The organism is Nocardia sp. MDA0666 (assembly GCF_003023875.1).
Lineage (GTDB): Bacteria > Actinomycetota > Actinomycetes > Mycobacteriales > Mycobacteriaceae > Nocardia > Nocardia aobensis.
In genome coordinates, this window is record NZ_PYHT01000032.1 from 16021 (window position 1) to 39977 (window position 23957).

General features: G+C 68.8%; 25 protein-coding genes and 1 pseudogene. 19 read left to right on the plus strand and 7 right to left on the minus strand.

Annotated features, from left to right (window positions below):
- Positions 1-10: 10 nt before the first annotated feature.
- From dapA to C8258_RS29395, 4 genes are all read left to right on the plus strand, one after another.
- Positions 11-919, plus strand: coding sequence for a 4-hydroxy-tetrahydrodipicolinate synthase (gene dapA / locus C8258_RS29380; protein ID WP_036503318.1), 909 nt, complete (start codon positions 11-13; stop codon positions 917-919).
- A complete protein-coding gene (locus tag C8258_RS29385) occupies positions 916-2973 on the plus strand; it encodes a ribonuclease J (RefSeq protein WP_199195891.1) in 2058 nt (685 codons plus the stop codon). Before dapA ends, C8258_RS29385 begins: the two co-directional genes overlap by 4 nt.
- A 73-nt stretch (positions 2974-3046) precedes the next feature.
- Positions 3047-3670 carry a TIGR03085 family metal-binding protein gene (locus tag C8258_RS29390; protein ID WP_036503315.1) on the plus strand — a complete coding sequence of 208 codons (624 nt, stop codon included), beginning with the start codon at positions 3047-3049 and terminating at the stop codon, positions 3668-3670.
- 114 nt (positions 3671-3784) lie between these two features.
- Positions 3785-6373: a DNA translocase FtsK gene (locus tag C8258_RS29395; protein WP_106957920.1), complete on the plus strand. Its 2589-nt coding sequence runs from the start codon at positions 3785-3787 to the stop codon at positions 6371-6373.
- Positions 6374-6389: 16 nt separating this feature from the next.
- Here the strand turns inward: C8258_RS29395 and C8258_RS29400 are convergent, their stop codons facing one another.
- From C8258_RS29400 to C8258_RS29415, 4 genes are all read right to left on the minus strand, one after another.
- Positions 6390-6815, minus strand: a complete 426-nt coding sequence (locus C8258_RS29400; RefSeq protein ID WP_036503275.1) for a TIGR03668 family PPOX class F420-dependent oxidoreductase — start codon at positions 6813-6815, stop codon at positions 6390-6392.
- A 36-nt stretch (positions 6816-6851) separates the two neighbouring features.
- Positions 6852-7268 carry a nuclear transport factor 2 family protein gene (locus C8258_RS29405; RefSeq protein WP_106957952.1) on the minus strand — a complete coding sequence of 139 codons (417 nt, stop codon included), beginning with the start codon at positions 7266-7268 and terminating at the stop codon, positions 6852-6854.
- A gap of 83 nt (positions 7269-7351) precedes the next feature.
- Positions 7352-7636, minus strand: a complete 285-nt coding sequence (locus tag C8258_RS29410; RefSeq protein WP_106957921.1) for a YciI family protein — start codon at positions 7634-7636, stop codon at positions 7352-7354.
- 17 nt (positions 7637-7653) lie between these two features.
- Positions 7654-8196, minus strand: a complete 543-nt coding sequence (locus tag C8258_RS29415) for an amino-acid N-acetyltransferase (protein WP_106957922.1) — start codon at positions 8194-8196, stop codon at positions 7654-7656.
- 119 nt (positions 8197-8315) lie between these two features.
- Between C8258_RS29415 and pgsA the strand changes: the two genes are divergently transcribed.
- From pgsA to C8258_RS29465, 10 genes are all read left to right on the plus strand, one after another.
- Positions 8316-8978: a CDP-diacylglycerol--glycerol-3-phosphate 3-phosphatidyltransferase gene (pgsA, locus tag C8258_RS29420; protein WP_369974834.1), complete on the plus strand. Its 663-nt coding sequence runs from the start codon at positions 8316-8318 to the stop codon at positions 8976-8978.
- A complete protein-coding gene (locus C8258_RS29425; RefSeq protein WP_369974835.1) occupies positions 8975-9511 on the plus strand; it encodes a CinA family protein in 537 nt (178 codons plus the stop codon). The genes pgsA and C8258_RS29425 overlap by 4 nt, the downstream gene beginning before the upstream one ends.
- 147 nt (positions 9512-9658) lie before the next feature.
- Complete coding sequence (locus C8258_RS29430) at positions 9659-10030, plus strand: helix-turn-helix domain-containing protein (RefSeq protein WP_106957923.1); 372 nt, start codon at positions 9659-9661, stop codon at positions 10028-10030.
- A 219-nt stretch (positions 10031-10249) separates the two neighbouring features.
- A complete protein-coding gene (pspA, locus tag C8258_RS29435) occupies positions 10250-11062 on the plus strand; it encodes a phage shock protein PspA (protein ID WP_036503267.1) in 813 nt (270 codons plus the stop codon).
- Between the two features lie 494 nt (positions 11063-11556).
- Complete coding sequence (locus C8258_RS29440; RefSeq protein WP_106957924.1) at positions 11557-12306, plus strand: hypothetical protein; 750 nt, start codon at positions 11557-11559, stop codon at positions 12304-12306.
- Between the two features lie 211 nt (positions 12307-12517).
- Positions 12518-12691, plus strand: a complete 174-nt coding sequence (locus tag C8258_RS33025) for a hypothetical protein (protein ID WP_030513209.1) — start codon at positions 12518-12520, stop codon at positions 12689-12691.
- A 131-nt stretch (positions 12692-12822) separates the two neighbouring features.
- Positions 12823-13536, plus strand: coding sequence for a PIG-L deacetylase family protein (locus C8258_RS29450; protein WP_106957925.1), 714 nt, complete (start codon positions 12823-12825; stop codon positions 13534-13536).
- A 108-nt stretch (positions 13537-13644) separates the two neighbouring features.
- A complete protein-coding gene (locus C8258_RS29455) occupies positions 13645-14808 on the plus strand; it encodes a glycosyltransferase (RefSeq protein WP_106957954.1) in 1164 nt (387 codons plus the stop codon).
- Between the two features lie 45 nt (positions 14809-14853).
- Entirely contained in the window at positions 14854-15048 is a 195-nt protein-coding gene (locus tag C8258_RS29460; protein ID WP_036503260.1) for a DUF3046 domain-containing protein, read from the plus strand.
- A 67-nt stretch (positions 15049-15115) separates the two neighbouring features.
- Complete coding sequence (locus C8258_RS29465) at positions 15116-15589, plus strand: nuclear transport factor 2 family protein (RefSeq protein WP_106957926.1); 474 nt, start codon at positions 15116-15118, stop codon at positions 15587-15589.
- A 67-nt stretch (positions 15590-15656) separates the two neighbouring features.
- On the opposite strand, the gene C8258_RS29470 is transcribed toward C8258_RS29465, so the two are convergent.
- A complete protein-coding gene (locus C8258_RS29470) occupies positions 15657-17066 on the minus strand; it encodes an MFS transporter (RefSeq protein WP_106957927.1) in 1410 nt (469 codons plus the stop codon).
- Positions 17067-17162: 96 nt separating this feature from the next.
- On the opposite strand from C8258_RS29470, the gene C8258_RS29475 reads away from it, so the two are divergent.
- The 5 genes and pseudogenes from C8258_RS29475 to C8258_RS29495 all read left to right on the plus strand — a co-directional run bounded on the left by C8258_RS29475 (position 17163) and on the right by C8258_RS29495 (position 22150).
- On the plus strand, positions 17163-18197 hold the full coding sequence (locus tag C8258_RS29475; RefSeq protein WP_233225423.1) for an Lrp/AsnC family transcriptional regulator: 1035 nt from the start codon (positions 17163-17165) through the stop codon (positions 18195-18197).
- A gap of 170 nt (positions 18198-18367) precedes the next feature.
- Positions 18368-19411: a recombinase RecA gene (gene recA, locus C8258_RS29480; protein ID WP_063013915.1), complete on the plus strand. Its 1044-nt coding sequence runs from the start codon at positions 18368-18370 to the stop codon at positions 19409-19411.
- A gap of 735 nt (positions 19412-20146) precedes the next feature.
- A pseudogene (gene recX / locus C8258_RS33540) lies at positions 20147-20779 on the plus strand (recombination regulator RecX); the annotation flags it as partial.
- A gap of 763 nt (positions 20780-21542) precedes the next feature.
- A complete protein-coding gene (locus C8258_RS29490) occupies positions 21543-21953 on the plus strand; it encodes a hypothetical protein (protein WP_106957929.1) in 411 nt (136 codons plus the stop codon).
- On the plus strand, positions 21950-22150 hold the full coding sequence (locus C8258_RS29495; RefSeq protein WP_106957930.1) for a DUF6186 family protein: 201 nt from the start codon (positions 21950-21952) through the stop codon (positions 22148-22150). The genes C8258_RS29490 and C8258_RS29495 overlap by 4 nt, the downstream gene beginning before the upstream one ends.
- Positions 22151-22343: 193 nt before the next feature.
- On the opposite strand, the gene C8258_RS29500 is transcribed toward C8258_RS29495, so the two are convergent.
- The gene (locus tag C8258_RS29500; RefSeq protein WP_036503248.1) at positions 22344-23249 is read right to left on the minus strand and encodes an amino acid ABC transporter permease; all 906 of its coding nucleotides are present in this window, start codon (positions 23247-23249) and stop codon (positions 22344-22346) included.
- Positions 23246-23932, minus strand: a complete 687-nt coding sequence (locus C8258_RS29505) for an amino acid ABC transporter permease (RefSeq protein ID WP_106957931.1) — start codon at positions 23930-23932, stop codon at positions 23246-23248. The genes C8258_RS29500 and C8258_RS29505 overlap by 4 nt, the downstream gene beginning before the upstream one ends.
- Positions 23933-23957: the final 25 nt, after the last annotated feature.

The window sequence follows — 23957 nt, forward strand, 5'->3', positions numbered from 1 at the left end:
CTTTCTGACCATGACGAACGGTGAATCGACGCGAACAGGGCTGCGCGCGTCCGGCACGGTCGGTGTCGCGATGGTGACCCCCTTTACCGCCGAGGGCAAGCTCGATGTCGATGCCGGCGTCGCCCTGGCCGCACGCCTGGTCGACCGCGGTGTCGACCTGCTCGCCATCTCCGGTACCACCGGAGAATCGCCGACCACCACCGAATCGGAGAAGTTCGACCTGCTGCACGCCGTCGTCGACGCCGTGGGCGACCGCGCCACCGTCATCGCGGGCGCGGGCACCTACGACACCGCGCACAGCATCGAGCTCGCGCGCAACGCCGAGCGTGCGGGTGCGCACGGTTTGCTGGTGGTGACGCCGTACTACTCGCGCCCCTCGCAGGAAGGTCTGCTGGCGCATTTCACGGCCGTCGCCGACGCCACCGATCTGCCGGTGACGCTGTACGACATTCCGCCACGCTCGATCGTGCCGATCGCCCCGGACACGCTGCGGCGCCTGGCCGAACATCCGAACATCGTCGCGGTGAAGGACGCCAAGGGCGACCTGGGCGCGGGAGCGGAACTGATCGCCGACACCGGACTGGCCTACTACTCCGGTGACGACGTGCTCAATCTGCCGTGGTTGTCGGTGGGCGCGGTCGGATTCATCAGTGTGATCGGCCATCTGGTGCCGGAGCGGCTGGTGCAGCTGCGCGATGCCTACATCGCCGGTGAGGTGACGCTGGCTCGCGACATCAATGCCGGCCTGTTGCCCGTCAACCGCGCGATGGCCCGTGTCGGTGGCGTGGCCCTGATCAAGTCGTCGCTGCGACTGCTCGGAATGGAAGTCGGCGAGCCGCGGCTGCCGCAGCTGATGCCCGTAGGTGTGAATCTGGAATCGATCGTCGCCGAACTGCGGCTGGCGGGGGTGCTTGCATGAGTGAACCGGTGAACCGTCGTCCGCGCCGGACCGCGAGCCGAGCGGCGGGAGCGCCGGCTCCGGCGCCGCCGCCCGCGCCGCGGGTGGAACCCGAAAAGCCTGCGGTGCAGCAGGTTTCGCCGCCTGAGCCAGCGCGTGCCGAACCGGCAGCCGAGCGTCGCGCTGCCACCGAGAAACGCGAGACCGCTCCCGCGGCGCAACGCGAAACCGCTCCCGCGGCGCGTGAATCGGCTCCCGCCGCCCAGCGTGGCGAATCGGCTGCTGCCCCGCGTGGCGAACAGGCGGGTGACCGGGGCCGTTCCCGCCGTTCCGGCCGGGGCCGCCAGTCGGGCAGCCGTGGGCGTGCGGAACAGTCCGCGCCGCAACCTGTTTCGACGGGATTGCCGGTCGGCCTGCCGCCCAAGCTGCCGAAGCAGGGCCTGCGCGTCTACGCGCTCGGCGGCATCGGCGAAATCGGCCGCAATATGACCGTGTTCGAATACGGCGGCGCGATGCTGATCGTCGACTGCGGTGTGCTGTTCCCCGAGGATCAGCAGCCTGGCGTCGACCTGATCCTGCCCGACTTCCGGCCCATCGAGGACCGGATCGACGAGGTCGCCGCCGTGGTGCTGACCCACGGTCACGAGGACCACATCGGCGCGGTGCCGTTCCTGCTGCGGCTGCGTCCCGACATCCCGGTCGTGGGTTCGAAATTCACCCTCGCGCTGGTCGCCGCGAAATGCCGCGAACATCGCTTGCAGCCCAAGCTGATCGAGGTCACCGAGGGCCAGCGGACCACTCACGGCCCGTTCGACTGCGAGTACTTCGCGGTCAACCACTCCATTCCCGATGCGATCGCGGTCGCGGTGCGCACGCCGGCCGGGCTGGCTCTGCACACCGGTGACATCAAACTCGATCAGCTGCCGCTCGACGGCCGCCTCACCGACCTGGCCGGGTTCTCCCGCCTCGGCGACGAGGGCGTGGATCTGTTCCTGGTCGATTCGACCAATGCCGAGGTGCCGGGCTTCGTCACCCCGGAACGCGAGATCGGCCCGGTCCTCGACAGTGTGATCGGCAAGGCCAAGGGCCGCGTCATCGTGGCCTCGTTCGCCAGCCACGTCCATCGCATCCAGCAGGTCGTCGATGTGGCCCAGCGCTACAACCGCCGGGTCTGCTTCGTCGGGCGTTCGATGGTCCGCAATATGCAGATCGCGCAGGATCTCGGGTATCTGAACATCCCCGAGGGCATCGTGGTCGATCTGGATCAGGCCGCGAACCTGCCCGTGCACAAACTGGTGCTGATCTCGACCGGCTCGCAGGGTGAACCGCTCTCGGCACTGTCACGCATGGCGCGCGGCGACCATCGTCAGATCAACATTCGCGCCGACGATCTGGTGGTGCTGGCCTCCTCACTGATCCCGGGCAACGAGAACGCGGTGTTCGCGGTGGTCAACGGCCTGGCCCGGCTGGGCGCCACCGTGGTGACCCAGCAGAGCGCGAAGGTGCACGTCTCCGGGCACGCCTCGGCCGGCGAGCTGCTGTACCTGTACAACGCGGTCCGCCCCACCAACGCCATGCCGGTACACGGGGAGTGGCGGCATCTGCGGGCCAACGGAGCGCTCGCGGTGGCGACCGGCGTGCCCGAGGAGCGGGTCATGCTCGCCGAGGACGGTGTGGTGGTCGACCTGGTCGACGGCATCGCCTCGATCGTCGGCCGCTACCCGGTCGGGCAGGTGTACGTCGACGGATTGTCGGTCGGCGACGTCGGTGAATCGACGCTGTCGGATCGTCTGGTGCTCGGTGAGGGCGGTTTCATCGCGATCACCGTGGCCGTCGACGAAACCACGGGCAAGGCGGTGAGCGCGCCCGAGGTCAGCGGTCGCGGTTTCTCCGATGATCCGACTGCGCTGCTGGGTGCCCAGGAGGTCGTCGAGGCGGAACTGCTGCGGCTGGCCGGGGAAGGCGTCACCGATACGCACCGCATCGCGCAGGGCGTGCGGCGCGTGGTGGGCCGCTGGGTCGCCGACACGTACCGCCGCCGCCCGATGATCGTGCCGACCGTCCTCGGCGTCTGATCGCGCACCCGGGGGAGCGCGCGGGGCCGTGCTCCGCTACCTCCTCCGGGCTCCGACCCACTACGCTCGGCCCATGAGTATGGCTCAACGGGAACGCCGGGCCCTGGTGTCGACCATGACGGCGGTCGGTCCCGACGCCCCGACCCTGTGCGGCACCTGGACGGTGCATGACCTGGCCGCGCATCTGGTGGTGCGGGAGCGCCATCCCGCGGCCGCACCGGGGATCCTGCTGAAACCCCTTGCGGGATATCTGGATTCGGTGCAGGCGAAGGTGTCCGAGAAGCCGTTCACCGAATTGCTGGAGCAGATCCGCACCGGCCCGCCGTGGTGGTCGCCGCTGAAGCCGGTCGACGCCGTGGTCAACCTGACCGAGATGTTCGTCCACCACGAGGACGTGCGCCGCGCCGACCCCGAATGGAAGCCCCGCCCGTTGCCGGCCGAGGACGAGCGCAAGTTGTGGTCGGCGACGCGGCGGATGGCGCGGATGGCGTATCGCAAATCGCCGGTCACCGTCGTGCTGGCGACGCCGGAGGGCGAACGCGTGACGGCGCACAACGTCGGCGGCGATGCGGTGGTGCTCACTGGGCAGCCCTCCGAACTGCTGCTTCACGCGTTCGGCCGCAACGAGGTCCGCGTCGATGCCGCCGGCGGCGTCGATGATGTGGCCGCGGTCTTCGCCTCCGATCGCAGCGTCTGAAGCCGTCGCGCGCGTCGTTTCCGGCCGCTGACGGCGTTGTGAGGTCGGCAATGATGTAGCTGGGATGGGTGTTGCGGATGGTCCCGATGGGGCTGTTGCGGCTAGCCTGAGGTCATGGCAGGTAAGTCCCGCGGCACCACGACGTCGAGTTCGCGGGCGGGATCCACCCGGGGGCGGGCTCCGGCGCGGACTCGCTCGGGAGGCTCGCGCGCCCGATCGGCGCCGCGCGGCCGCACCACCGCGACCCGCCGGCCGGTGCGCCGGTCACCGCAGACCGCACCGCTGGCGGTGATCGGCCGCGGTATCGGCAACGGCTGGTCGGTGCTGGCGCGCGGATTCGGCGCCACCACCCGCACCATCAGCCGCGCGGGGGAGATCGAACACGGTCACCGCCGCGACGGAATCGCGTTGGCGCTGGTCGCTTTCAGCGTCGTCATCGCGGCAGCCGTCTGGTTGTCGGCGGGCGGTCCGGTGGGGCACTGGGTCGACACCGCGGTGCGGGCGATCGCCGGATCCGCCGCGGCCGTACTGCCTTTCGTGGCCTCCGGTATCGCGGTGGTGCTGATGCGCACCGAACCGCGGCCCGAGATCCGGCCCCGGCTGGTCCTCGGCGGGGTGCTGGTGGGTCTGCCTGCGCTGGGAATCTGGCATATCTTCGCGGGCGCGCCGACCGATGCGCACGGGCGCGCCCACGCGGCGGGTTTCGTCGGCTACGTGCTGGGCGGGCCGCTGCGCAACGGGCTCACCGCGTGGCTGGCCGTGCCGCTGCTGTTGCTGGCCATGCTCTTCGGGCTGCTGCTGGTGACCGGTACGACGGTGCGTGAGGTTCCGCATCGGCTGCGCGAGCTGTTCGGCCTGCCCGATGCCGAATTCGCCGACGACGACGGGCAATACGGGCTCTACGACCCGGAAAACTATGACGCCGACGGTTTTCCGGTGCACAAGAGCCGTTCGTCGCGGCGCGGCCGCACCCCGGAGGAGAACTACCCGGCCGACGAATTCGGCGGCGCCGACGCGGTCACCGAGGTCCTCGGCGAACCGCCGCTGCGCGATGCGAAGGATATCGCCGAGGCGGACGAAACACCGCCTCCCGCAGCCAAACCCAAGACGCGCAAGGCACCCAAGGTCGTCGATCAGACACCCGAGCCGCCGCCCGCGCAGCAACTGGAATTCGTCACCGATCGCGAGGTCGACGGCGACTATCAGCTGCCGCCGCTGACGCTGCTGACCGACGGTGATCCGCCGAAGAAGCGCAGCGCCGCCAACGAATCGATGATCGAGGCGATCACCGAGGTGCTGGTGCAGTTCAAGATCGACGCGGCGGTCACCGGTTTCGTCCGCGGTCCGACGGTCACCCGATACGAGGTCGAACTCGGGCCCGGTGTGAAGGTCGAGAAGATCACCGCCCTGGCGCGCAATATCGCCTATGCGGTGGCCACCGAGAATGTGCGTTTGCTCGCACCGATCCCGGGCAAGTCGGCGGTCGGTATCGAGGTGCCCAACGCCGACCGCGAACTGGTCCGCCTGGCGGATGTGCTCAAGGCGCCCTCCACGCGAAACGACCACCACCCGTTGGTGATCGGACTCGGGAAGAACATCGAGGGCGAATTCGTCTCCGCGAATCTGGCGAAGATGCCGCATCTGCTGGTCGCCGGTTCCACCGGTTCGGGTAAGTCGAGTTTCGTCAACTCCATGCTGGTCTCGCTGCTGGGCCGCGCCACTCCGGACGAGGTGCGGATGATCCTCATCGACCCGAAGATGGTGGAACTCACGCCGTACGAGGGCATTCCGCATCTGATCACGCCCATCATCACCCAGCCGAAGAAGGCCGCCGCCGCGCTGGCCTGGCTGGTGGAGGAGATGGAACAGCGATATCAGGACATGCAGGCCAGCAAGGTCCGCCATATCGACGATTTCAACAAGAAGGTGAAATCGGGCCAGATCACCACACCGCTGGGCAGCGAGCGCGTGTACCGGCCCTACCCCTACATCCTGGCGATCGTCGACGAGCTGGCCGATCTGATGATGACCGCGCCGCGCGACGTCGAGGACGCCATCGTGCGCATCACCCAGAAGGCGCGCGCGGCCGGTATCCATCTGGTGCTGGCGACCCAGCGGCCCTCGGTGGACGTGGTGACCGGCCTGATCAAGACCAACGTTCCCTCCCGGCTGGCGTTCGCGACCTCATCGCTCACCGACTCGCGGGTCATCCTGGATCAGCCGGGTGCGGAGAAGTTGATCGGTATGGGCGACGGCCTGTTCCTGCCGATGGGCGCGTCCAAGCCGACCCGGTTACAGGGTGCGTTCATCTCCGACGAGGAGATCCAGGCCGTCGTCGACTTCGCCAAGAATCAGGCCGAACCCGAGTACCAGGAAGGCGTCACCACGGCGAAGGCCGGGGAGAAGAAGGACGTCGACCCGGATATCGGCGACGATCTCGACGTCTTCCTGCAGGCCGTCGAACTGGTCGTCACCTCGCAGTTCGGTTCCACCTCGATGCTGCAGCGCAAGCTGCGCGTCGGATTCGCCAAGGCGGGCCGGCTGATGGATCTGATGGAGACCCGCGGTGTGGTCGGCCCGAGCGAGGGCTCCAAGGCGCGCGACGTGCTCGTCAAACCCGATGAGCTGGACGGACTGCTGTATTCGATCCGCGGTGGGGGAGAGGCGGAGGAAGCGGCCGAACCCGATGCGATCGACGCCTAGGTTTTCGGCGTAGGTCCTACCCGGTGTAGGCCCAGCCGGTGACGGTCCGGATCTCGACCCGGATGACCGGTCCGCGCGGGGCGTTGTCCCGATACTGCGGGTATTTCGCGGTGAGCCAGGCGATGGCCTCGGCGCGCTCGGTGTCGGTGGTGGCGACGGCGGCGGTGCCGTCGAGCCGGACCCACCACAGCCGGGTCCAGTCCTCGTCGTAGTCGTCGGCCAGCACCGAGACCCGGTTCTCGGCTGCGATATTGCGCAACCGCCGCAGGTCGGTCGTCGATTTCGGTTTCTGATCGACCGCGGTCACCAGGATGCGACCCGAGGGCGAAAGCGCGAAGGTCACGGGCACCAGATGGGGACGGCCCGTCGGGTCGGTCGTACCCAGCCGGGCCACGCGGGCCGCGCGTGCTCGCGCCAGCGCGGTGTTCGGATCCAAGCGCACCGGTTCACGGTAGATCGCCGGACGCGACGGTGCGGCCTACAGCGGCGCGTTCTTCCGCTCGATCTGCTCGGCAGCTTCGGCCTGGATGCGCTCGAACTGCGCACCCATGGCCGCGGCCAGGGCATTGGCCGCCGAGAGCGGGCGCACCATCACCATCAGATCATCGATCCGGCCCGCCTCGTCGGTGTGGATGAAGTCGGCGCCGGTCACGCGCTTCCCGTCGACCGTCGCCTCGAAGATCAGCGTCGAGTCGTGCCCGCCGGCGTCGGTGATCTCGCGGACGTAGCGGAAGTCCTCGAACACCCGCAGCACGCCGCGCAGAATCGCCGCGGTGATGGCCCGGCCGGGATAGGGCTTGAACGCCACCGGACTCGTGAACACGACGTTCTCGGCGAGCAACGCCTCGATCGCCGCGCTGTCACGTGCCTCCACGGCCTGTCGGAATGCCTGCATCGCCACCTCGCATATGCAACTGGTTGACTATGCCGAGCATCGTAGCGGGCATTCGCCGCCCCTGCCTAGGGGTTCGGCGCCGCCTATGCCGAGAAGGCGCCCATCACCGGGGTCCACTCCAGGAATCGCTTCGCATCGATCAACTCCTCCTGCGCGAACGGATCGGAGGCGAGCAGTTCGTCCAATGCCGCGGCATCCTCGGCGCGGAACAGCAGCAGCGCACCGGATCCGTCGGCATACGGCCCGGTCGTGAGGACCACACCCTGGTCGACCAGATTCGACAGCCATTCCCGATGCCGGGGCCGATGCTCGTCGCGCCCGGCGACGGTGGCGTCGGAATAGGTGTAGTGGACGGCGAAGATCGGCACGGGCGCTCCCGAAAGGTTCAGAGGGTCAACAGCATTCGAGTATTGCCGAGGGTGTTCGGCTTGACGTAGCTGAGGTCGAGGAATTCGGCCACACCGGTGTCGTAGGAGCGGCACATCTCCGCGAAGACCTCGGCGGTGACGGGCGTGCCGTCTATCTCGGCGAACCCGTGCCGGGAGAAGAACTCCACCTCGAAGGTCAGCACGAACAGTCGCTGCAGCTGGAGTTCGCGGGCGGTCGCGATCAGCTGATCCACGATCAGGCGCCCGACGCCGCGGCCCTTGGCATCGGGGTGGACCGCCACGGTGCGCACTTCGCCCAGATCGGCCCACAGCACGTGTAATGCGCCACATCCGACGAGGCTCTCGTCGACCTCGGCCACCCAGAATTCCTGCACCGACTCGTAGAGCGTGACGAGATTCTTCTCCAGCAGGATGCGGCCGGCGTAGACGTCGACGAGGTTTTTGATGGCGGGCACATCCGAGGTGCGGGCACGTCGGACTCGCACGGTGCCGGGGTCGGTGGCGCCGATCGAATCACTGTGATGTGCCCGCGTGGTCATGGGGTGCACAGTAGTCGGGTCGTTAACCGATAGTCTGGTGGAGTGCCGCACATCTCGTCCGCCCGCCTGCCTCGATCCGCCGGGGGCCGCGGCTGCGTGCGTTCCGGCCGGGGGTGCCGGTGAGCGTGCAGAGCGACGATATGGACCGGACCTGGGCCGAGGCCGGCAGAGCGCGGGCGAATCTCGTTCCGCCGCAACCCAACCGGACGGTCGAGCCCTCCGCGGTGCCGCTGATGAACATCGCCAACATCCTCACGGTCCTGCGCATCCTGATCGTGCCGATCTTCCTGCTGGCACTGTTCGCCGGGGGCGGCCACGACACCGGATGGCGGATCGCCGCGGCCGCCCTGTTCGGCATCGCGGCGGTCACCGACCGCATCGACGGCCAACTCGCGCGCAAGTACGGACTGGTCACCGACTTCGGCAAATTGGCGGATCCGATCGCCGACAAGGCGTTGATCGGCGCGGCCCTGATCGGGTTGTCGGCACTGGGCGATCTGCCGTGGTGGATCACCGTCGTGATCTGTGCCCGCGAGATCGGCGTGACGTTGCTGCGGCTGGCCGTGGTGCGCCGCGGCGTGATCCCCGCCGGCCGCGGCGGTAAGGCCAAGACCCTGGTGCAGTCGGTGGCGATCGGCGTCCTGCTGCTGCCGCTCGCCGACGCGTGGGCGAGCGCGGGCATGGCGCTGATGTATGTCGCGGTGGTGCTGACCGTGGTGACCGGACTGGATTACGTGGTGCAGGCGGCCCGATTGTGGGCGCGGCCGGTCGAGCGGCGGTGACTGCGCTGGGCACCGACGTGGCCGCCGCCGATCCGCTGAGCGCTGCGCCCGAGACCGTCGACCTGGTGGCGACGCTGACCCGCACCGGACAGACCGTGGCCACCGCCGAATCTTTGACCGCCGGTTTGCTCGCGGCCACGATCGCGGGGGTGCCGGGAGCCAGCGTGGTGTTGCGTGGCGGATTGATCGTCTACGCCACCGACCTCAAACACCACCTGGCCGGAGTGAGCGAACACACCTTGGCCGCGGACGGTCCGGTCGCGGCGGGGACCGCCGAACAGCTCGCCGTCGGCGCGCGCACGGAGTGCCGGGCCGACTGGGGCATCGGGCTGACCGGTGTCGCCGGGCCGGACTCGCAGAACGGCTGCCCGGTCGGCACCGTCTTCCTGGGGCTGAGCGGTCCCGGCGGGACCGAGGTGATGCGGTTGCAGCTTGCCGGTGACCGGTGGACGATCAGGATGAACGCGGTGCGCACGGCCGTCGCGGAGCTGCTGCGCCGCGTCGGTGGCGGCGACCCGCACGGCACCGGCTGACGACGGCTGTCCAATGGATGCCGATCGGTTCCCGCGGGCGGGAACCAACGGGGTGGCATGCGACGTTGGCACTGTAGACGGAGGGGTGCGTCACGCTCGACGGCGGTCGCGCTCGGCCCGGTGAGGCGAGAACGTGAGGAGAACGAGATGACGCTGCTTCGAGAGGCCATCGGCGAGAGTCTGCGGCGCGCTCGGATCGCCCAGAACCGGACCCTGCGCGAGGTGTCGACGTCGGCACGCGTGAGCCTGGGCTATCTGTCCGAGGTGGAACGCGGCCGGAAAGAGGCCTCGAGCGAACTGCTGGCCGCGATCTGCCAGGCGCTGGACGTGCCGCTGTCGCAGGTGCTGGTCGACGTGAGCGCCGCCATGGCCGACGCCGACACCCCGGCACCCGCGCCGGAGACGGCCGCCGCCGCACCCGCGGCGAGCGTGTCGGCGCGCGCCGGGATCGCCGGCGACACCCGGATCGTGATTCCGGCCCCGAAGGCCGAGAAACTGGTCCTGGTGCAAGCGAAGTGACTCGCCGCGAACCGGCGATCACGACTGCCGGCGCCGGATCGGCGCCGGCAAGGCTGTACGACGGAGCGGAAACCGATAGATTCTCTGTAAGCGTCGGTTACGGGTGGTTCGGCAGTCCGGATCCGACGCCGTGGAGGATAGGGACACAGGGGTGCGTGACGGTCGCGCACCGCCGCCGTGCTGGGGCGCGGCGTAGTCAGATGGAGGCGGGATCAATCGATGGCTAATCCGTTCGTGAAGGCCTGGAAGTACCTGATGGCCCTCTTCGATTCGAAGATCGAGGAGCATGCGGATCCGAAGGTGCAGATTCAGCAGGCTATCGAGGAAGCCCAGCGTCAGCACCAGGCCCTGTCGCAGCAGGCGGCGTCGGTGATCGGTAACCAGCGCCAGCTGGAGATGAAGCTCAACCGTCAGCTCGACGAGGTCGAGAAGCTCAACGCCAACGCCCGCCAGGCCGTGCAGCTGGCCGACCAGGCCAACGCCGCCGGCGACACCGACAAGGCGATCCAGTACACCAACGCCGCCGAGGCGTTCGCCGCCCAGCTGGTCACCGCCGAACAGTCCGTCGAGGACCTGAAGGTGTTGCACGACCAGTCGCTGCAGGCCGCCGCCCAGGCCAAGAAGGCGGTCGAACAGAACGCCATGCTGCTGCAGCAGAAGGTCGCCGAGCGCACCAAGCTGCTCAGCCAGCTCGAGCAGGCCAAGATGCAGGAGCAGGTCTCCGCGTCGCTGCAGCAGATGGATTCGACGCTGTCCGCCCCCGGCAGCACCCCCAGCCTGGACGCGGTGCGCGAGAAGATCGAGCGTCGCTACGCCAACGCCCTGGGCGCCGCCGAGCTCGCGCAGAACACCGTGCAGGGCCGCATGATGGAGGTGCAGCAGGCCAGCGTGCAGATGGCCGGCCACAACCGCCTCGAGCAGATCCGCGCCTCCATGCGCGGTGACGCGCTGCCGTCGGGTGACTCCGCCGGTCAGTCCATCGCCAACCCGGCTCAGCCGCAGGTGAACAAGGGCCAGGCCGCGCAGCAGTAGGCGCGTCGCGGGTCGATCGGAAGGCTGGGCAGATGGGGCGAACGCGGGCAGGTGACGAGCCCGCGCCGACCCGTGCGCGGCCCTGGTTCCGATCTGCTCGCAGCGCCGCGTCCGCACCGCCCGCCTCCGCCGCACCGTCGGCCGATACGGCGCGGACGCCACTGTCGGCCTCTCCACCCGCCGCCGACGCTGCCGCGTGGCAGTCGATCGCCGAATCCATTGAGCGGCATCGTGTTTCCGGTGCGGTCCCGTCCGGCCGACCGGCAGTCGATCGCGTATCGGCCACGGACAGCCCGAGCGCTCACGGCGTCATCCACGAAATACATGAACCGGACAGCTGGCCCGCCGCCCGGTCGCACACCGGATCACGCGAAGCCAATGGAAACCCGCGCGAGCGCCGTCGTTCGCCCGGCCCGAGCGCGTTTCGGAATTCTTCGACTTACAGCCCGGCCGAGGACGATCAGCTCGCACGCGTCAGGCGGGTTCCGGGCGCATTGCGCGACGCCGGCGAATTCGCCTTGCACGCGGTCCGGAAGTGGGCCGACCCGCGGGAGCGGGAACTTCGCCGCCGGCGGCGGGTGCGGCGGCGCAGCCTCCGCTGGAGTGCGGCCTCGGGCGTGACCGCTCTGGGCACGGCCGGACTGGTGGCGATCTCGGCCCCCGTGTGGGCGGTTGTCGTCGTCGGTGGCGGTGCGGCCGCGTTGGTGACCGGCGCGGCGGTGAGTACCCGCCGATACCTCGAGTTGCGTCGAAACCCCTTGCCGCCCGCGGCGTTCGTCCCGCGTCGGCTGCCCGGAGTGCAGTCCGCGGCGCGGGCGCCCATCGCCCGGCTGGTCCGAGCGGAACGGGCCTTTTACGCCCTCGGCCGTCAGATCGAGGCGAGCGGCCGAGTGCCGGCCGACGATTTCGCCGACACCGTGGCGACCGCGGAATCCGGGGCAGCCGCCCTGCACGCTCTCGCCGGGGACATCGCGGCGATGGAGAAGGCGCTCGAGGTGGTCGCGACCTCGCATGCCGGGGCGGGGTTGCGGCGGCAATCGGGCGCGATGGTCGATCGGCTGAACGCCGGCGTGACCGAATACGAGCAGCTCGTCGCCGCCGCCGGTCAGATGCTGGCGGCCGGAGCGAGCACAGCGGCGACACCGGCGGACGACTTCGGCTGGGCCATGTTCACCTTGCGCGAGGCGGCCGACCGCCTGGACGGCTGGGCCCAGGCGCTCACCGACCTCGCCGACCGGAGCTGAACGCGGCCGCCTCGGCGGCATCCGGTTCTTCGCGGCCGCACGGGGCGATATCCGGTGCGCGGACCGATCCTCGCGGGTGATCCGGCTAGGGGTTCACCCTGAGATTTCCCGGATATCGGTCGTGACCTGGTGATTTTCCGGCGCCGAGTTGACAGTATGGAGGAGTCGGATCGCGCTGACGGCGGTTCGGAAACCTTCGGGAGGAATGGACATGTTCTGGAAGATTCTGGGCGTCGTCGCGCTCGTGTGGCTGGCGCTGATCGTGATCGGCGCGCTGGTCAAGGCGCTGTTCCCGATCCTGATGATCAGCGTCGTGGTCTTCGGCCTGTACCTGCTGTACAAGGCCGTCTCCGGCTCGAACAAGTCGACGGTCACCAAACTGTAGCGAGCCACACCCGGGCCGTTCGGTACGAAAGCCGAACGGCCCGTTGCTGTTTCACGACTACGAAGCCGAGAAGACTTGCTGTGTTAGCGTTTCGCAAGCGGTGAACCCGCCGGAGCGAAGCGGAGGCCAAAATTACAGCCCAACTACCCGAGGATTGGCAGCGCGGTCTGGTGATCGTCGCCCATCCCGACGATATCGAGTACGGTGCCGCGGCCGCGGTGGCTCGCTGGACGAAGCAGGGTAAGGACATCCGGTATCTGCTGGTCACCAGCGGTGAGGCCGGGATCGCGGGCCTGCCGCCGGCCGAGTGCGGCCCGTTGCGGCAGCAGGAGGAGATCGCCTCGGCGCGTGCGGTCGGCGTCGAGGAGGTGGAGTTCCTGGGCTATCCGGATGGGCGGATCGAGGGTGGGCTCGGTTTGCGCCGCGATCTGGCCGCGGCGATCCGGCGGCATCGTCCGGAGATGGTGGTGTTGTTCAATTTCGGCGACACCTGGGCGCCCGGATATGCGAACAGCGCCGATCATCGCGCGGTGGGGCGCAGTGCGCTGGACGCGATCTCGGATGCGGGCAACGAATGGATCTTTCCGGAGCTGGCCGAATTGCCGATCTGGACGCCGCGCTGGGCCGCGGTGGTGGGTCCGGTGGTGACGCATGCGGTGGACGTCACCGATACCGTTCGGGCCGCAGTGGATTCGCTGATGCAGCACAGCCGCTACCTGAGCGCGCTCAGTGACGAGCCGGTGGCGGACCAGGCTCGCGCCATCGTGGATCGGGCCACGGGGCCGCGTGCCGGTTTCGCTGCCGAGCGGGCGGTCGGGTTCGAGCTGTACCACTTCGCCGACTGACCGCCGGTACTGTGAGCGGCCACGATCGGTTCCGGCGGCGTTCATGACCGTCGGGTAGCTGTGCCCGCCCGGCATCGGGTGGTGACCGGGTATGGCATGGTGGGGCGCATGCGAGTGGCTGTCGTCGCGGGTCCGGATCCGGGTCATGCGTTTCCGGCGATCGCGCTGTGTCTGCGGTTTCTCCAGGCGGGCGATGATCCGGTGTTGTTCACCAGTCCGCGCTGGTTCGATGCGGCGCGCGAGGCGGGGATCGCGGTGCGGCGGTTGAAGGGTTTGGCGCCGCGCCCGCAGGACGACGACGCCGACGCGGGTGCGCGCATCCATGACCGAGCGGCCCATATCTCCTCGGAGATCCTGCCCGATCTCAGTGCGATGCTGCCGGAGCTGGTGGTCTCGGATGTGCTCACCGCGGGCGGCGGGATGGCCGCCGAGCGGTTGGGGGTGCCGTGGGTCGAGCTGTCGCCGCATCCGCTGTATCTGCCGTCGAAAGCGTTGCCGCCCATCGGTAGTGGGCTCGCGCCGGGTGAGGGTCTGCGCGGGCGGATGCGCGATACGGTGCTGCGCGGGCTGACCGCGCGCGCGATCACCCGCGGCGACCGGCAGCGGGGGGCGGCGCGGGCGAGCGTGGGGCTGCCGGAGCTGGATCCCGGCCCGGATGCCCGGTTGATCGCCACACTGCCCGCTCTGGAGGTCGATCGGCCGGATTGGCCGGAGGACGCGCATGTGGTGGGGCCGCTGCTGTGGGAGCCGACGTCGGAGGTGCTGGCGCCGCCGCCCGGTGACCGGCCGCTGGTCGTGGTCGCGCCGTCCACGGCCCGGACCGGGTTCGGTGATCTGGCGACCGGTGCGCTGGAGGCGCTCGCGGACAGCGATGTGCGCGTGGCGATCTCGATGCTCGATACGCCGCCGGAGGACCTTCCGCCCTGGGCGACGGCCGGGCTGGGACGGCAGGACGAGCTGTTGCGGCATGCCGCGGTGGTGGTCGGCGGCGGAGGGCACGGGTTGCTGGCCAAAACTCTGCTCGCCGGCGTGCCGATCGTGACCGTGCCCGGTGGTGGTGATCAGTGGGAACTCGCCAATCGTGCGGTGCGCCAAGGTAGTTCGCTGCTGGTACGACCGTTCACGCCCGAATCGCTGCGCGCGGCGGTGCACGCCGTCCTCGGCGACGAGTCCTATCGCAAGGCAGCCGCGGCGGCCGCGGCCACTGCCTCCGATGTCGCCGATCCGATCGACATCTGTCACCGCACACTGGACCGGGCGCGCGCGAGCTGACCGCGCATCGTCGGCGGTTCGCGGGCTACCGGTACCCTCGGCACGGTGCGGTTGACTGAATTTCAGGAACTCTTGCATACCGAATTCGGCGTCGCCCGCGGCGACCTGCTGCTGGCCGATCATGTCCTGCCCTCGATGAACGGCCGTACCGGCTCCCAGGCGATCGAGGATGGTATCGACCCCCGCGAGGTCTGGCGTGCCCTGTGCGCCGAATTCGACGTACCGAAGAACCGCTGGTGACCGGTAGCGGTCGGCTGCGTCACAGCGGCCTTGACCTCGAGTTCGCTCGAGGTTGCAAGGTGGTCGCATGGATACCGAGATCACCGAGAACCGGATTCGGGAACTACTGGACCGGTCCGAGATAACCGACCTGCTGGACCGCTATCTGCGGTCACTCGACGACGGCGTATTCGACGACCGATGGGCGCGGACCTACTACACCGAGGACGCGACCGCGGAGATGCCGATCGGCACCGTCCGCGGCCGCGACGCCGTACTCGCGCACATCCGGCGCGGGATGGCGCTGTTCGACCGGACCGTTCATCTGGGAACCAACGCGGTGATCGAACTCGACGGCGACCGTGCCACGGCGCGCGGCGCTCAGCTGAGCACTCATGTCCTCGCCGACGGTTCCGAGGCGGTCTTCATCTCCGCCGGGCATGCCGACACCGAATTGGCCCGGACGGCCGACGGCTGGCGGATCCGGGCGTCGTCGCTGCGCATCACCTGGACTCAGGGAACCCCGCCGCGATTGCCGGTGGGGCTCGGCCCCGAAGGGTGAGCGCACCGTCTCCGAATCGGCACTGCGCCGCGGCGCGGAATCGGCACTGCGCCGCGGCGGCGTCGGTTCAGCCGACCGGGATCTCGGCGGCGGCCGGTTCCGCCGTCTCGGCACTCCGGGTACGAGGACGGAACAGGGCGAAGGCGACGAGGCCGAGAACGATGCCCACACCCGCCGCCACCGCGACGGCGGCGTCGAGCCCGGACACGAACTGCGGCACAGTGTTCCGGCCTTCACCGGCCGCGCTGCGGAATACCGTGCCGAGTACCGCGACCCCGAGGGCGAGGCCCAGTTGGCGTGCGGTGTTGACCGCTCCGGCGGCGGTGCCGCTCTGCTGCGGGGGCACCGCTGCCATCGCGACCGCCACCAGCGGCGGCGCGAGCACGCCGATGCCGATGCCGATCACCACGTAACCGAAAAGTAGTGCACTCCAGGTCGATCCGGCGTCGATCACGCTCAGCAGACCCGCCCCGATGCCGGTGATCACCAATCCGCCGCCGATGGTCCAGCGGGGCGCCACGTCGTGCAGCCACCGCCCGAACGCGCCCGAGACCACGAACGCCGTCGCCGCCATCGGCAGCATGGACAGTCCGGCGCGCAGTGGGCTGAGTTGCAACGGCTGCTGCAGCCACAGGGAGATGAGGGGGCTGCTCGCGAAGGCGGCGAAATTGAAGCCCGCCGCCGCGACCAGGGTGGCCGCGAATTCCCGGTTGCGCAGCAGTGCGAGCGGGAACATCGGTGTAGCGCTGCGTGATTCGACGAGGACGAAGCAGCCGATCGCGATCGCGCCGAGGCTCAGCGTGGCGACTGCCGCGCCGTTGCCCCACCCGTCCTCCCCGCCCCGGATGATGCCGTAGGTCAGCGCGGTGGCCGCGACGGCGAAAGCGGCCATTCCGGCCAGGTCCACGCCACGGCCGGGGCGGCGTGGCGAGGGGCCGAAGGCGTACAGCGACAGCGCGATGGTGACGGCCGCGATCGGCAGGTTCACCAGGAAGATCCAACGCCACGACAGCAGGTCGGTCAGCACCCCGCCGAGCACCACACCGATGCCGGCGGCCGCACCCGCGACCGCACCCCAGGCGCCGAACGCGGTGCCGCGATCACGGCCGGTGTAGGTGGCGTGCAGCAGCGACAGCGTGGTCGCGAACATGGCCGCACCGCCGATGCCCTGCACGGCCCGCGCGGCCACCAGCAGGGCCGAGGACTGGGCCAGTCCGCACGCCAGTGAGGCGGCGGCGAAAACCACGAGGCCCGCGAGATAGGTGGGTTTGGCGCCGAACCGATCGGCGAACGAACCCAGGACCAGCAGCAGTGCGGCCAGGCCCAGCGCATAGCCGTCGACGACCCACTGCAGGCCCGACAGTCCGGTGCCGAGATCGGCGGCGATGTCGGGGAGTGCGACGTTGACGATGGTGACGTCGATGAGCAGCATCAGCGTGCCGAGGCATGCCGCGAACAAGGGGAGCCATTTCCGCATGGCGACCTCCGGGTAGGGCGAACGATATCGACGCCAAGCGTGCGAGATGTTTGAATATCCATCCAGCTACCCGGCCGTCGATGTGAGATTCCGCCTGTGAACCCCGAAGACGAACTCGAATCCTCCGTCCTCGATCCGCTCGACAAGCAGATCGTGCACGGCTTGGTCACCGATGCCCGCATCCCGTTCGCCACCCTGGGCGCGATCCTCGGCGTCTCCGAACAGACCGTGGCCCGCCGCTTCCGGTCGATGCGCCAACGCGGCATCCTGCACGTCTCCGGCCAGGTCAACGCCATGCCGCTGGGGAATACGCGCTGGATGCTGCGGGTGCGGTCGACCCCGGACAAGGCGCTGCGGCTCGCCGAATCGCTGGCGCGGCTGCCGGACGTGAGCTGGGTGGCGCTGCTGTCGACCGGTTCGGAGGTCACCTGCGTGAGCCGCCCGCGCTCGATCGAACAGCGAGACGCATTGTTGCTCAACGTTCTTCCGCGAGCCAGTCAGGTCACCGGATTGATGGCCTACGAGATCATCCACCGATTCCCGCTGGCAGAAGAGTGGCCGCGGTACAGCAGCCTGCTGACCGCGGAACAGTTGCGGCAGCTGGGGCCGAGGCCCGCGATGAACGATCAGCGCGGGCCCGACGCGCCGATGGAGCTGTCCGCGGCCGACGAGGCGATGCTCGCCCTGCTGGCCCGCGACGGGCGCGCCTCCTATGCCCGGCTGGCGGCCGAAACCGGCTGGAGCCCAACCCGGGTCGCACGGCGGATGTCGGAACTGACGGCGGCGGGCGTGCTGTATTTCGATCTCGATTTCGCCATCGAGCGCATGGGGTACGCCGTGCGGGCGTCGCTGTGGGTGCGGACGCATCCGGCCGAGCTCGACGCCATCGGCCGGGCGATCGCCACCCATCCGGAGACGGCGTTCGTCGCGGCCACCACCGGGCCCACCAATCTGGTCGCCTCCATCGTCTGCCGCGACAGTTCGCACCTGTACAGCTACCTCACCGAGCGGCTGGGGGCTCTGGACGGGATCGTCGACGTGGAGGTGACGCCGACACTGCGGATGCTGAAACAGGCGCAGGCGCTGATGCAGACCGACCGGATCGCGGTGGTGCCGACGGCGACTCGATGACGGGCACGGCCGGATCGGGACCGCGTGACCGGCCGGATAGCGCGGCGATTGCCGGGGACGGGGTGCGGACGCGTGTTCGTCTAAGCTTGCCATCAGAACTTGTCGGTGCCGCCCTCTACCGTGGGCGCCAACCACACAACGAGACTTACCCGTCAGAAGGGGAACAGACGATGGCACCACAGGCCTACGACCGTGACAAGGCGCTCGAGCTCGCTCTTGCGCAGGTCGAGAAGAGTTTCGGTAAGGGCGCGATCATGCGCCTGGGCGAGGAGGCGCATCAGCCCATCTCGGTCATTCCGACAGGTTCGATCGCACTGGATGTGGCGCTGGGCATCGGCGGTCTGCCGCGTGGCCGCGTCGTGGAGATCTACGGTCCGGAATCCTCCGGTAAGACCACGGTCGCCCTGCACGCCATCGCCAACGCGCAGGCCAACGGCGGACTCGCGGCCTTCATCGACGCCGAGCACGCGCTGGATCCGGAATACGCCCGCAAACTCGGCGTCGACACCGACGCCCTGCTGGTGTCGCAGCCCGACACCGGTGAGCAGGCGCTGGAGATCGCCGACATGCTGGTGCGCTCCGGGGCACTGGACATCATCGTCATCGACTCCGTCGCGGCGCTGGTACCGCGCGCGGAAATCGAGGGCGAGATGGGCGACAGCCACGTCGGTCTGCAGGCCCGTCTGATGAGCCAGGCGCTGCGCAAGATGACCAGTGCGCTCAACAACTCCGGCACCACCGCCATCTTCATCAACCAGCTGCGCGAGAAGATCGGCGTCATGTTCGGCTCGCCCGAAACCACCACCGGTGGTAAGGCGCTGAAGTTCTATGCCTCGGTGCGTCTGGACGTGCGCCGCATCGAAACCCTGAAGGACGGCAGCGACGCGGTGGGTAACCGCACCCGCGTCAAGGTCGTCAAGAACAAGGTGTCGCCGCCGTTCAAGCAGGCCGAATTCGACATCCTCTACGGTCACGGCATCTCCAAGGAGGGCTCGATCATCGATATGGGTGTCGATCAGGGCTTCATCCGCAAGTCCGGCTCCTGGTACACCTACGAGGGCGATCAGCTCGGCCAGGGCAAGGAGAACGCCCGCAAGTTCCTGCTGGAGAACACCGACGTGCGCGACGAGATCGAGAAGAAGATCAAGGAGAAGCTCGGCATCGGTGCCGACGTCACCGCAGACGCGGGTGCCGAGGCGCCCGTCGACTTCTAACCGATGCCGCACCGGGAAGCGCCGGGGTCCACACCCCTCCCGGACCCTGGCGCCTCTCGGCTCGACGCCGTCGAACGCCTGCGGCGGCAACTGGAAGATATCGAGTCCCGCTCCCGACGCACCGGCGACCCGGACGAGGAGTCGTGGTCGAAACCCGTTCGCCGACAGGGCGGTTCGCCTCGTCGCCGACGATCGAAGCCGGAGACGGGGGATTCACCCACCGGTGTATGGCGTTCCGATGACGGACCTGTGCCCCAACATGATTCGGCCGATGACACGGGCACATCCGTACACGCGGACCGGCCGGTATTCGAGCCTGAGCCTCCGCCCCGCATCGAGCCGGAGGTTCGCTCCGGCTCCGAGTCCGAGTTTCGGCGTGATGGGTCGGAGATTCGCTCCGGTTTCGAGCCCGACGTTCGGCGTGGTGGGTCGGAGGTTCGCTTTGGTTCCGAGCTTGACGCTCGGCCTCGTGGCGGGCTCGAGGGCCGGGTCGGCTCCGAGGTCGAGGGGCGGATGCGGTCGAGTGTCGACGCCGCGATCTCCGGTCGTCCCGGTGATGGCTCTGCGACACAGGATTCCCAGGCGCGCAATCGAATTCGCGCACTGCAGGCCGAGGTCGACGCGCTACAGCGAGGGTGGGGCGAGCGTGCCGACGGGGATCGTCGATCTGGCCGCACTCACCGGGCGGAGGGGCACCCGAACGGCGGCGACAGGTTCGTTCCGGACGACAGCCCCGTGGCGTACCCCCGGTCGGACGAGGGGGCGGACGACCGCGGCTCGAGAAGACGGTCACGCGGAGACGGCGGCGACGGGGGAGGACGCCGGGGTTCGCGGCGTCGATCCGACACCGACGGCGGGAAGCGTTCCGACGCCGCGCAGTCCGCTGCACCGAAGGCGGGGACCGAGGCACAGGCCAAGGACATCTGCCTGCGCCTGCTCACCGATCGAGCGCGCAGCCGCGCCGAACTGGCGGACAAACTGGCAGCCAAAGGGTTCGCGCCCGAGGTCGCCGAGCGGGCACTGAACCGCCTCGCCGAGGTCGGACTGATCGACGATGCCGCCTTCGCCGAACAGTGGGTGCACTCCCGCCACACCTTCTCCGGTAAGGGGAAAAAGATTCTCGCGCAAGAACTTCGACGCAAAGGGGTGTCCGACGCCGATGCCGGGCCCGCACTGGCCGCCATCACTCCCGCCGATGAAAGCGCCCGCGCCGCCGAACTGGTCCGCCGCAAACTCACCACCCTGCCGGCGGACCTCCCCACCGACAAAACGACCAACCGGCTGGTCAGCATGCTCGCCCGCCGCGGCTACAACCAGTCCATGGCCTACGCCGTGGTCAAGGACGAGCTCGCCGCAGCGGCCACCTCGAGCGGCGACCTCGACCGTTCCGAGCACACAGATCACGTGGCGGGCGACGAACCGGCCGACGGTTCCCTTCCCCTTGTAGCGGAACAACATTCCCCGAAGGAGCGAGTCAGGAAAGGTTCCGGCCTCACCGCGGCAGGTTCGGCGTCGCGGATGTCCGAGCCCGACGACGCCGAGCACGCCGCGCAGCTGGTACGGAAAAAGCTCGCAACGCTATCGCGCGACGTCCCACAGGACAAGGTCATGGCGCGACTGGTCGGCATGCTCGCCCGCCGCGATTATCCGCAGTCCATGGCGTATGCCGTGGTGAAGGACGAAATCGCCGCGACCGCGAAACCATTTGCGGCACAGCCGAATCAGACTGAGAAAGCACCCCTCGTCGAGGACGGTGCCGAGGCGGATACGGTAGCTGCGGATTCCGACGACAACGAGGCCGAGCGTGCCGCGGAACTGGTACGCCGCAAAATGCGCACGATGCCGCGAACCCTGTCGGAGGACAAAGTGGTCAACCGCCTCGTCGGCATGCTCGCCCGCCAGGGATTTCGCCAGTCGACCGCCTACGCCGCCGTACGCGCCGAACTCGCCCAGGGTTACCCGCCCGACTGAACTGCGCGGCACAACGCCGCCTCATCCGTTCGGCCGACGCCGCCGCGACGCCATCTACGCGAATCGGAAAGACGGCCCCGGTCGCGAGCCGGCTCGGCAGTCGACGCTCGGCACCGCGCGCGACTCGACCGGTGTCCGGCAAAGGTCCTATGCTGCGCTGGTGACCACCGACGTGCGGGGTGGCAGTAGCGGGCAGCGACGTGCCGGTCTGGTGGCGGTCTGGGGCGGTGTGGCGGTGGTGGGGGCGTTCACCCGTCCGTTCAGTATGGCGGCCACGGTGCTGGTCGCCGGGGTAGCTGTCGTGGTCGCCGTGCGTGCCGTTGCGCTCGGAACGCGGCCTGTTTCGTTCACTCCGCCGGTTCGGCGGGCGGTGGTGGTGTGGTCGATCCTGCTGGCGGCGGTACTGGTGTGGGAGCTGTATGCCTGGCTGTCCCAGCCCGCGCTGCTCGTGCCGGATGACGCCCATCCCACCCTGTCGACATTGCTCAGCCCCGCGCTGGGGGGCGGGGCGGGGCGTTTCGCCGGATGGCTGCTCTGGGTGGGGGCCGGATGGTGGCTGGTGCGGAGATGACCGATCGCGCACTGGTGATCACCGGATTCGCGGTCCTCGTCGTCGCGGTGATCATCGCGGCGGTCGTGGCATGCCTGCGGCGCACATGGTTCGCCGGCCTCGGTGACACTGTGCGCGCGCTGACCCGTACCCGGACCGTCCGGATCGTCGCGGTGGTGCTGTGGGCCTGGCTGGGCTGGCATTTCCTGGCCAGATGAGTCGCCGGTTGGACACCCATCCCCGGTCGCCGCGAGTGGCGTGGCTTGGCGACCGGGGTGGTGCGTGACCAGGATCGACCATCGAGCCGGCGGGTGCGAGGGTTGTGCTCGGTGCGAGCGCAACTCCTCCCCGGAGGACGTCGACACCGCCGCCCGGCGCACCCGTATCGGCCGCGATCGCCGAACTGCCCGGTTACGGCGAGGTGGTCCGGCTCAGCGACAGATCCACGCCCGGCGCGGCATCGGTGAGCACCGAATTCACGCCCAGCACGGTCCGTCCCCGGCGGCGCGACCGCAACCGCTGTTCCACCCTGGTGGCGAGGAAGGTCAGCGCCCAGTTCAGGGCGATCATGATGACGGCCACCACGATCAGCGCCGGCACGGTGTTCTGCTCGGCCGCGCCCAGCTGCTGACCCTGGCGCACGATCTCCTGATAGGTGATCTGGTAGCCGAGTGCGGTGTCCTTGAGCGCCACGACCATCTGCGAGATCAGCGCCGGCAGCATCGCAGTCACCGCCTGCGGCAGCAGGATCATCCGCATCATCTGACCCTTGCGCAATCCCAGGGCCTGCGCCGCCTCGGTCTGCCCGCGCGGCAGCGACCGAATGCCCGAGCGCACGATCTCGGCGATCACCGACCCGTTGTACACGGTCAGCGCGATCACCACGGCCGCCAGCGCCAGCTGGTCGGAGGCGAACAGATTGTCCTTGGCGAACCAGTTGTAGAGAAAGATCATCAGAATCAGCACCGGAATGGCCCGCGCCACCTCGACGATCGCCCCCGCCACCCACCGCACGACGCGATGGTCGGACAGGCGCAACAAGCCGAAGATCACGCCGATCGCCATCGCGAATACGATCGCCAGCGCCGCGGCGACCACGGTGCCGCGCAAGCCGGGCAGGATGTAGGTCTGCCAGACTTCCGACTGTACGAACGGCTTCCACTTCTCGGCGGTGAGCTGGCCCTTCTCGTCGAACGCCCGCCACACCAGCCAGCCGAGAACCACCAGCGCCGCCAGCACCAGCACCGAATACAGCGCATGCCGCCGGCGCGCCTTCGGGCCGGGGACGTCGTAGAGGACCGAGGCGTTCGCGCTCATCGCTTCACCTCGAATCGCTTGGCCAGCCAGCCGAACAGCAATCCGGTGGGCAGGGTGAGAATGACGAAACCGAGGGCGAAGATCGCGCCGATGGCGAGAATATCGGCCTCGGTCTCGTTCATGGATGCCATCAGCGCCGCCGCCTCGGCCACGCCGATCGCCGAGGCGATGGTGGAATTCTTCGTCAACGCGATCAGTACGCTGCCCAGCGGCGCGATCACCGACCGAAAGGCCTGCGGCAACACCACATGTCGCAGATTCTGGCCGAAGGTCAATCCCAGTGACCGGCCCGCCTCGGACTGTCCCAGCGGTACGGTGTTGATTCCCGAGCGCAGCGATTCGCACACGAACGACGCCGTGTACACGCTCAAGCCGAGGACGGCGAAACGAAAGTTGTTGGTGGGCAGGAAATCCAGTCCCGAACTCTCACTCGCGAGTTTGATGCCGAGGGTGGTGTAGAGACCGAGTGAACAGAACACCAGGATGAGGGTGAGCGGGGTATTGCGGAAAATGGTCACATACGCCGTCCCGATCCACCGCGCCACCGGAATCGGCGACACCCGCATCGCCGCCACCAGGGTGCCGATGATCAGCGCCCCGATCGCGGAGAACACGGTCAGTTTGATGGTCACCCAGAAGGCGTCCCACAGCTGATTGTCGTATCGGGAGATCAAGTCGAACACGGTGGACGCGCCCTCCTACTTCTCT

Excerpts from the sequence above, each read along its gene's own strand:
- dapA (WP_036503318.1), top strand. The coding sequence starts at position 11 with ATGACGAACGGTGAATCGACGCGAACAGGGCTGCGCGCGTCCGGCACG.
- C8258_RS29385 (WP_199195891.1), top strand. The coding sequence starts at position 916 with ATGAGTGAACCGGTGAACCGTCGTCCGCGCCGGACCGCGAGCCGAGCG.
- C8258_RS29390 (WP_036503315.1), top strand. The coding sequence starts at position 3,047 with ATGAGTATGGCTCAACGGGAACGCCGGGCCCTGGTGTCGACCATGACG.
- C8258_RS29395 (WP_106957920.1), top strand. The coding sequence starts at position 3,785 with ATGGCAGGTAAGTCCCGCGGCACCACGACGTCGAGTTCGCGGGCGGGA.
- C8258_RS29405 (WP_106957952.1), bottom strand. The coding sequence starts at position 7,268 with ATGCAGGCATTCCGACAGGCCGTGGAGGCACGTGACAGCGCGGCGATC.
- C8258_RS29415 (WP_106957922.1), bottom strand. The coding sequence starts at position 8,196 with ATGACCACGCGGGCACATCACAGTGATTCGATCGGCGCCACCGACCCC.
- C8258_RS29430 (WP_106957923.1), top strand. The coding sequence starts at position 9,659 with ATGACGCTGCTTCGAGAGGCCATCGGCGAGAGTCTGCGGCGCGCTCGG.
- pspA (WP_036503267.1), top strand. The coding sequence starts at position 10,250 with ATGGCTAATCCGTTCGTGAAGGCCTGGAAGTACCTGATGGCCCTCTTC.
- C8258_RS33025 (WP_030513209.1), top strand. The coding sequence starts at position 12,518 with ATGTTCTGGAAGATTCTGGGCGTCGTCGCGCTCGTGTGGCTGGCGCTG.
- C8258_RS29455 (WP_106957954.1), top strand. The coding sequence starts at position 13,645 with ATGCGAGTGGCTGTCGTCGCGGGTCCGGATCCGGGTCATGCGTTTCCG.
- C8258_RS29465 (WP_106957926.1), top strand. The coding sequence starts at position 15,116 with ATGGATACCGAGATCACCGAGAACCGGATTCGGGAACTACTGGACCGG.
- C8258_RS29470 (WP_106957927.1), bottom strand. The coding sequence starts at position 17,066 with ATGCGGAAATGGCTCCCCTTGTTCGCGGCATGCCTCGGCACGCTGATG.
- recA (WP_063013915.1), top strand. The coding sequence starts at position 18,368 with ATGGCACCACAGGCCTACGACCGTGACAAGGCGCTCGAGCTCGCTCTT.
- C8258_RS29495 (WP_106957930.1), top strand. The coding sequence starts at position 21,950 with ATGACCGATCGCGCACTGGTGATCACCGGATTCGCGGTCCTCGTCGTC.
- C8258_RS29500 (WP_036503248.1), bottom strand. The coding sequence starts at position 23,249 with ATGAGCGCGAACGCCTCGGTCCTCTACGACGTCCCCGGCCCGAAGGCG.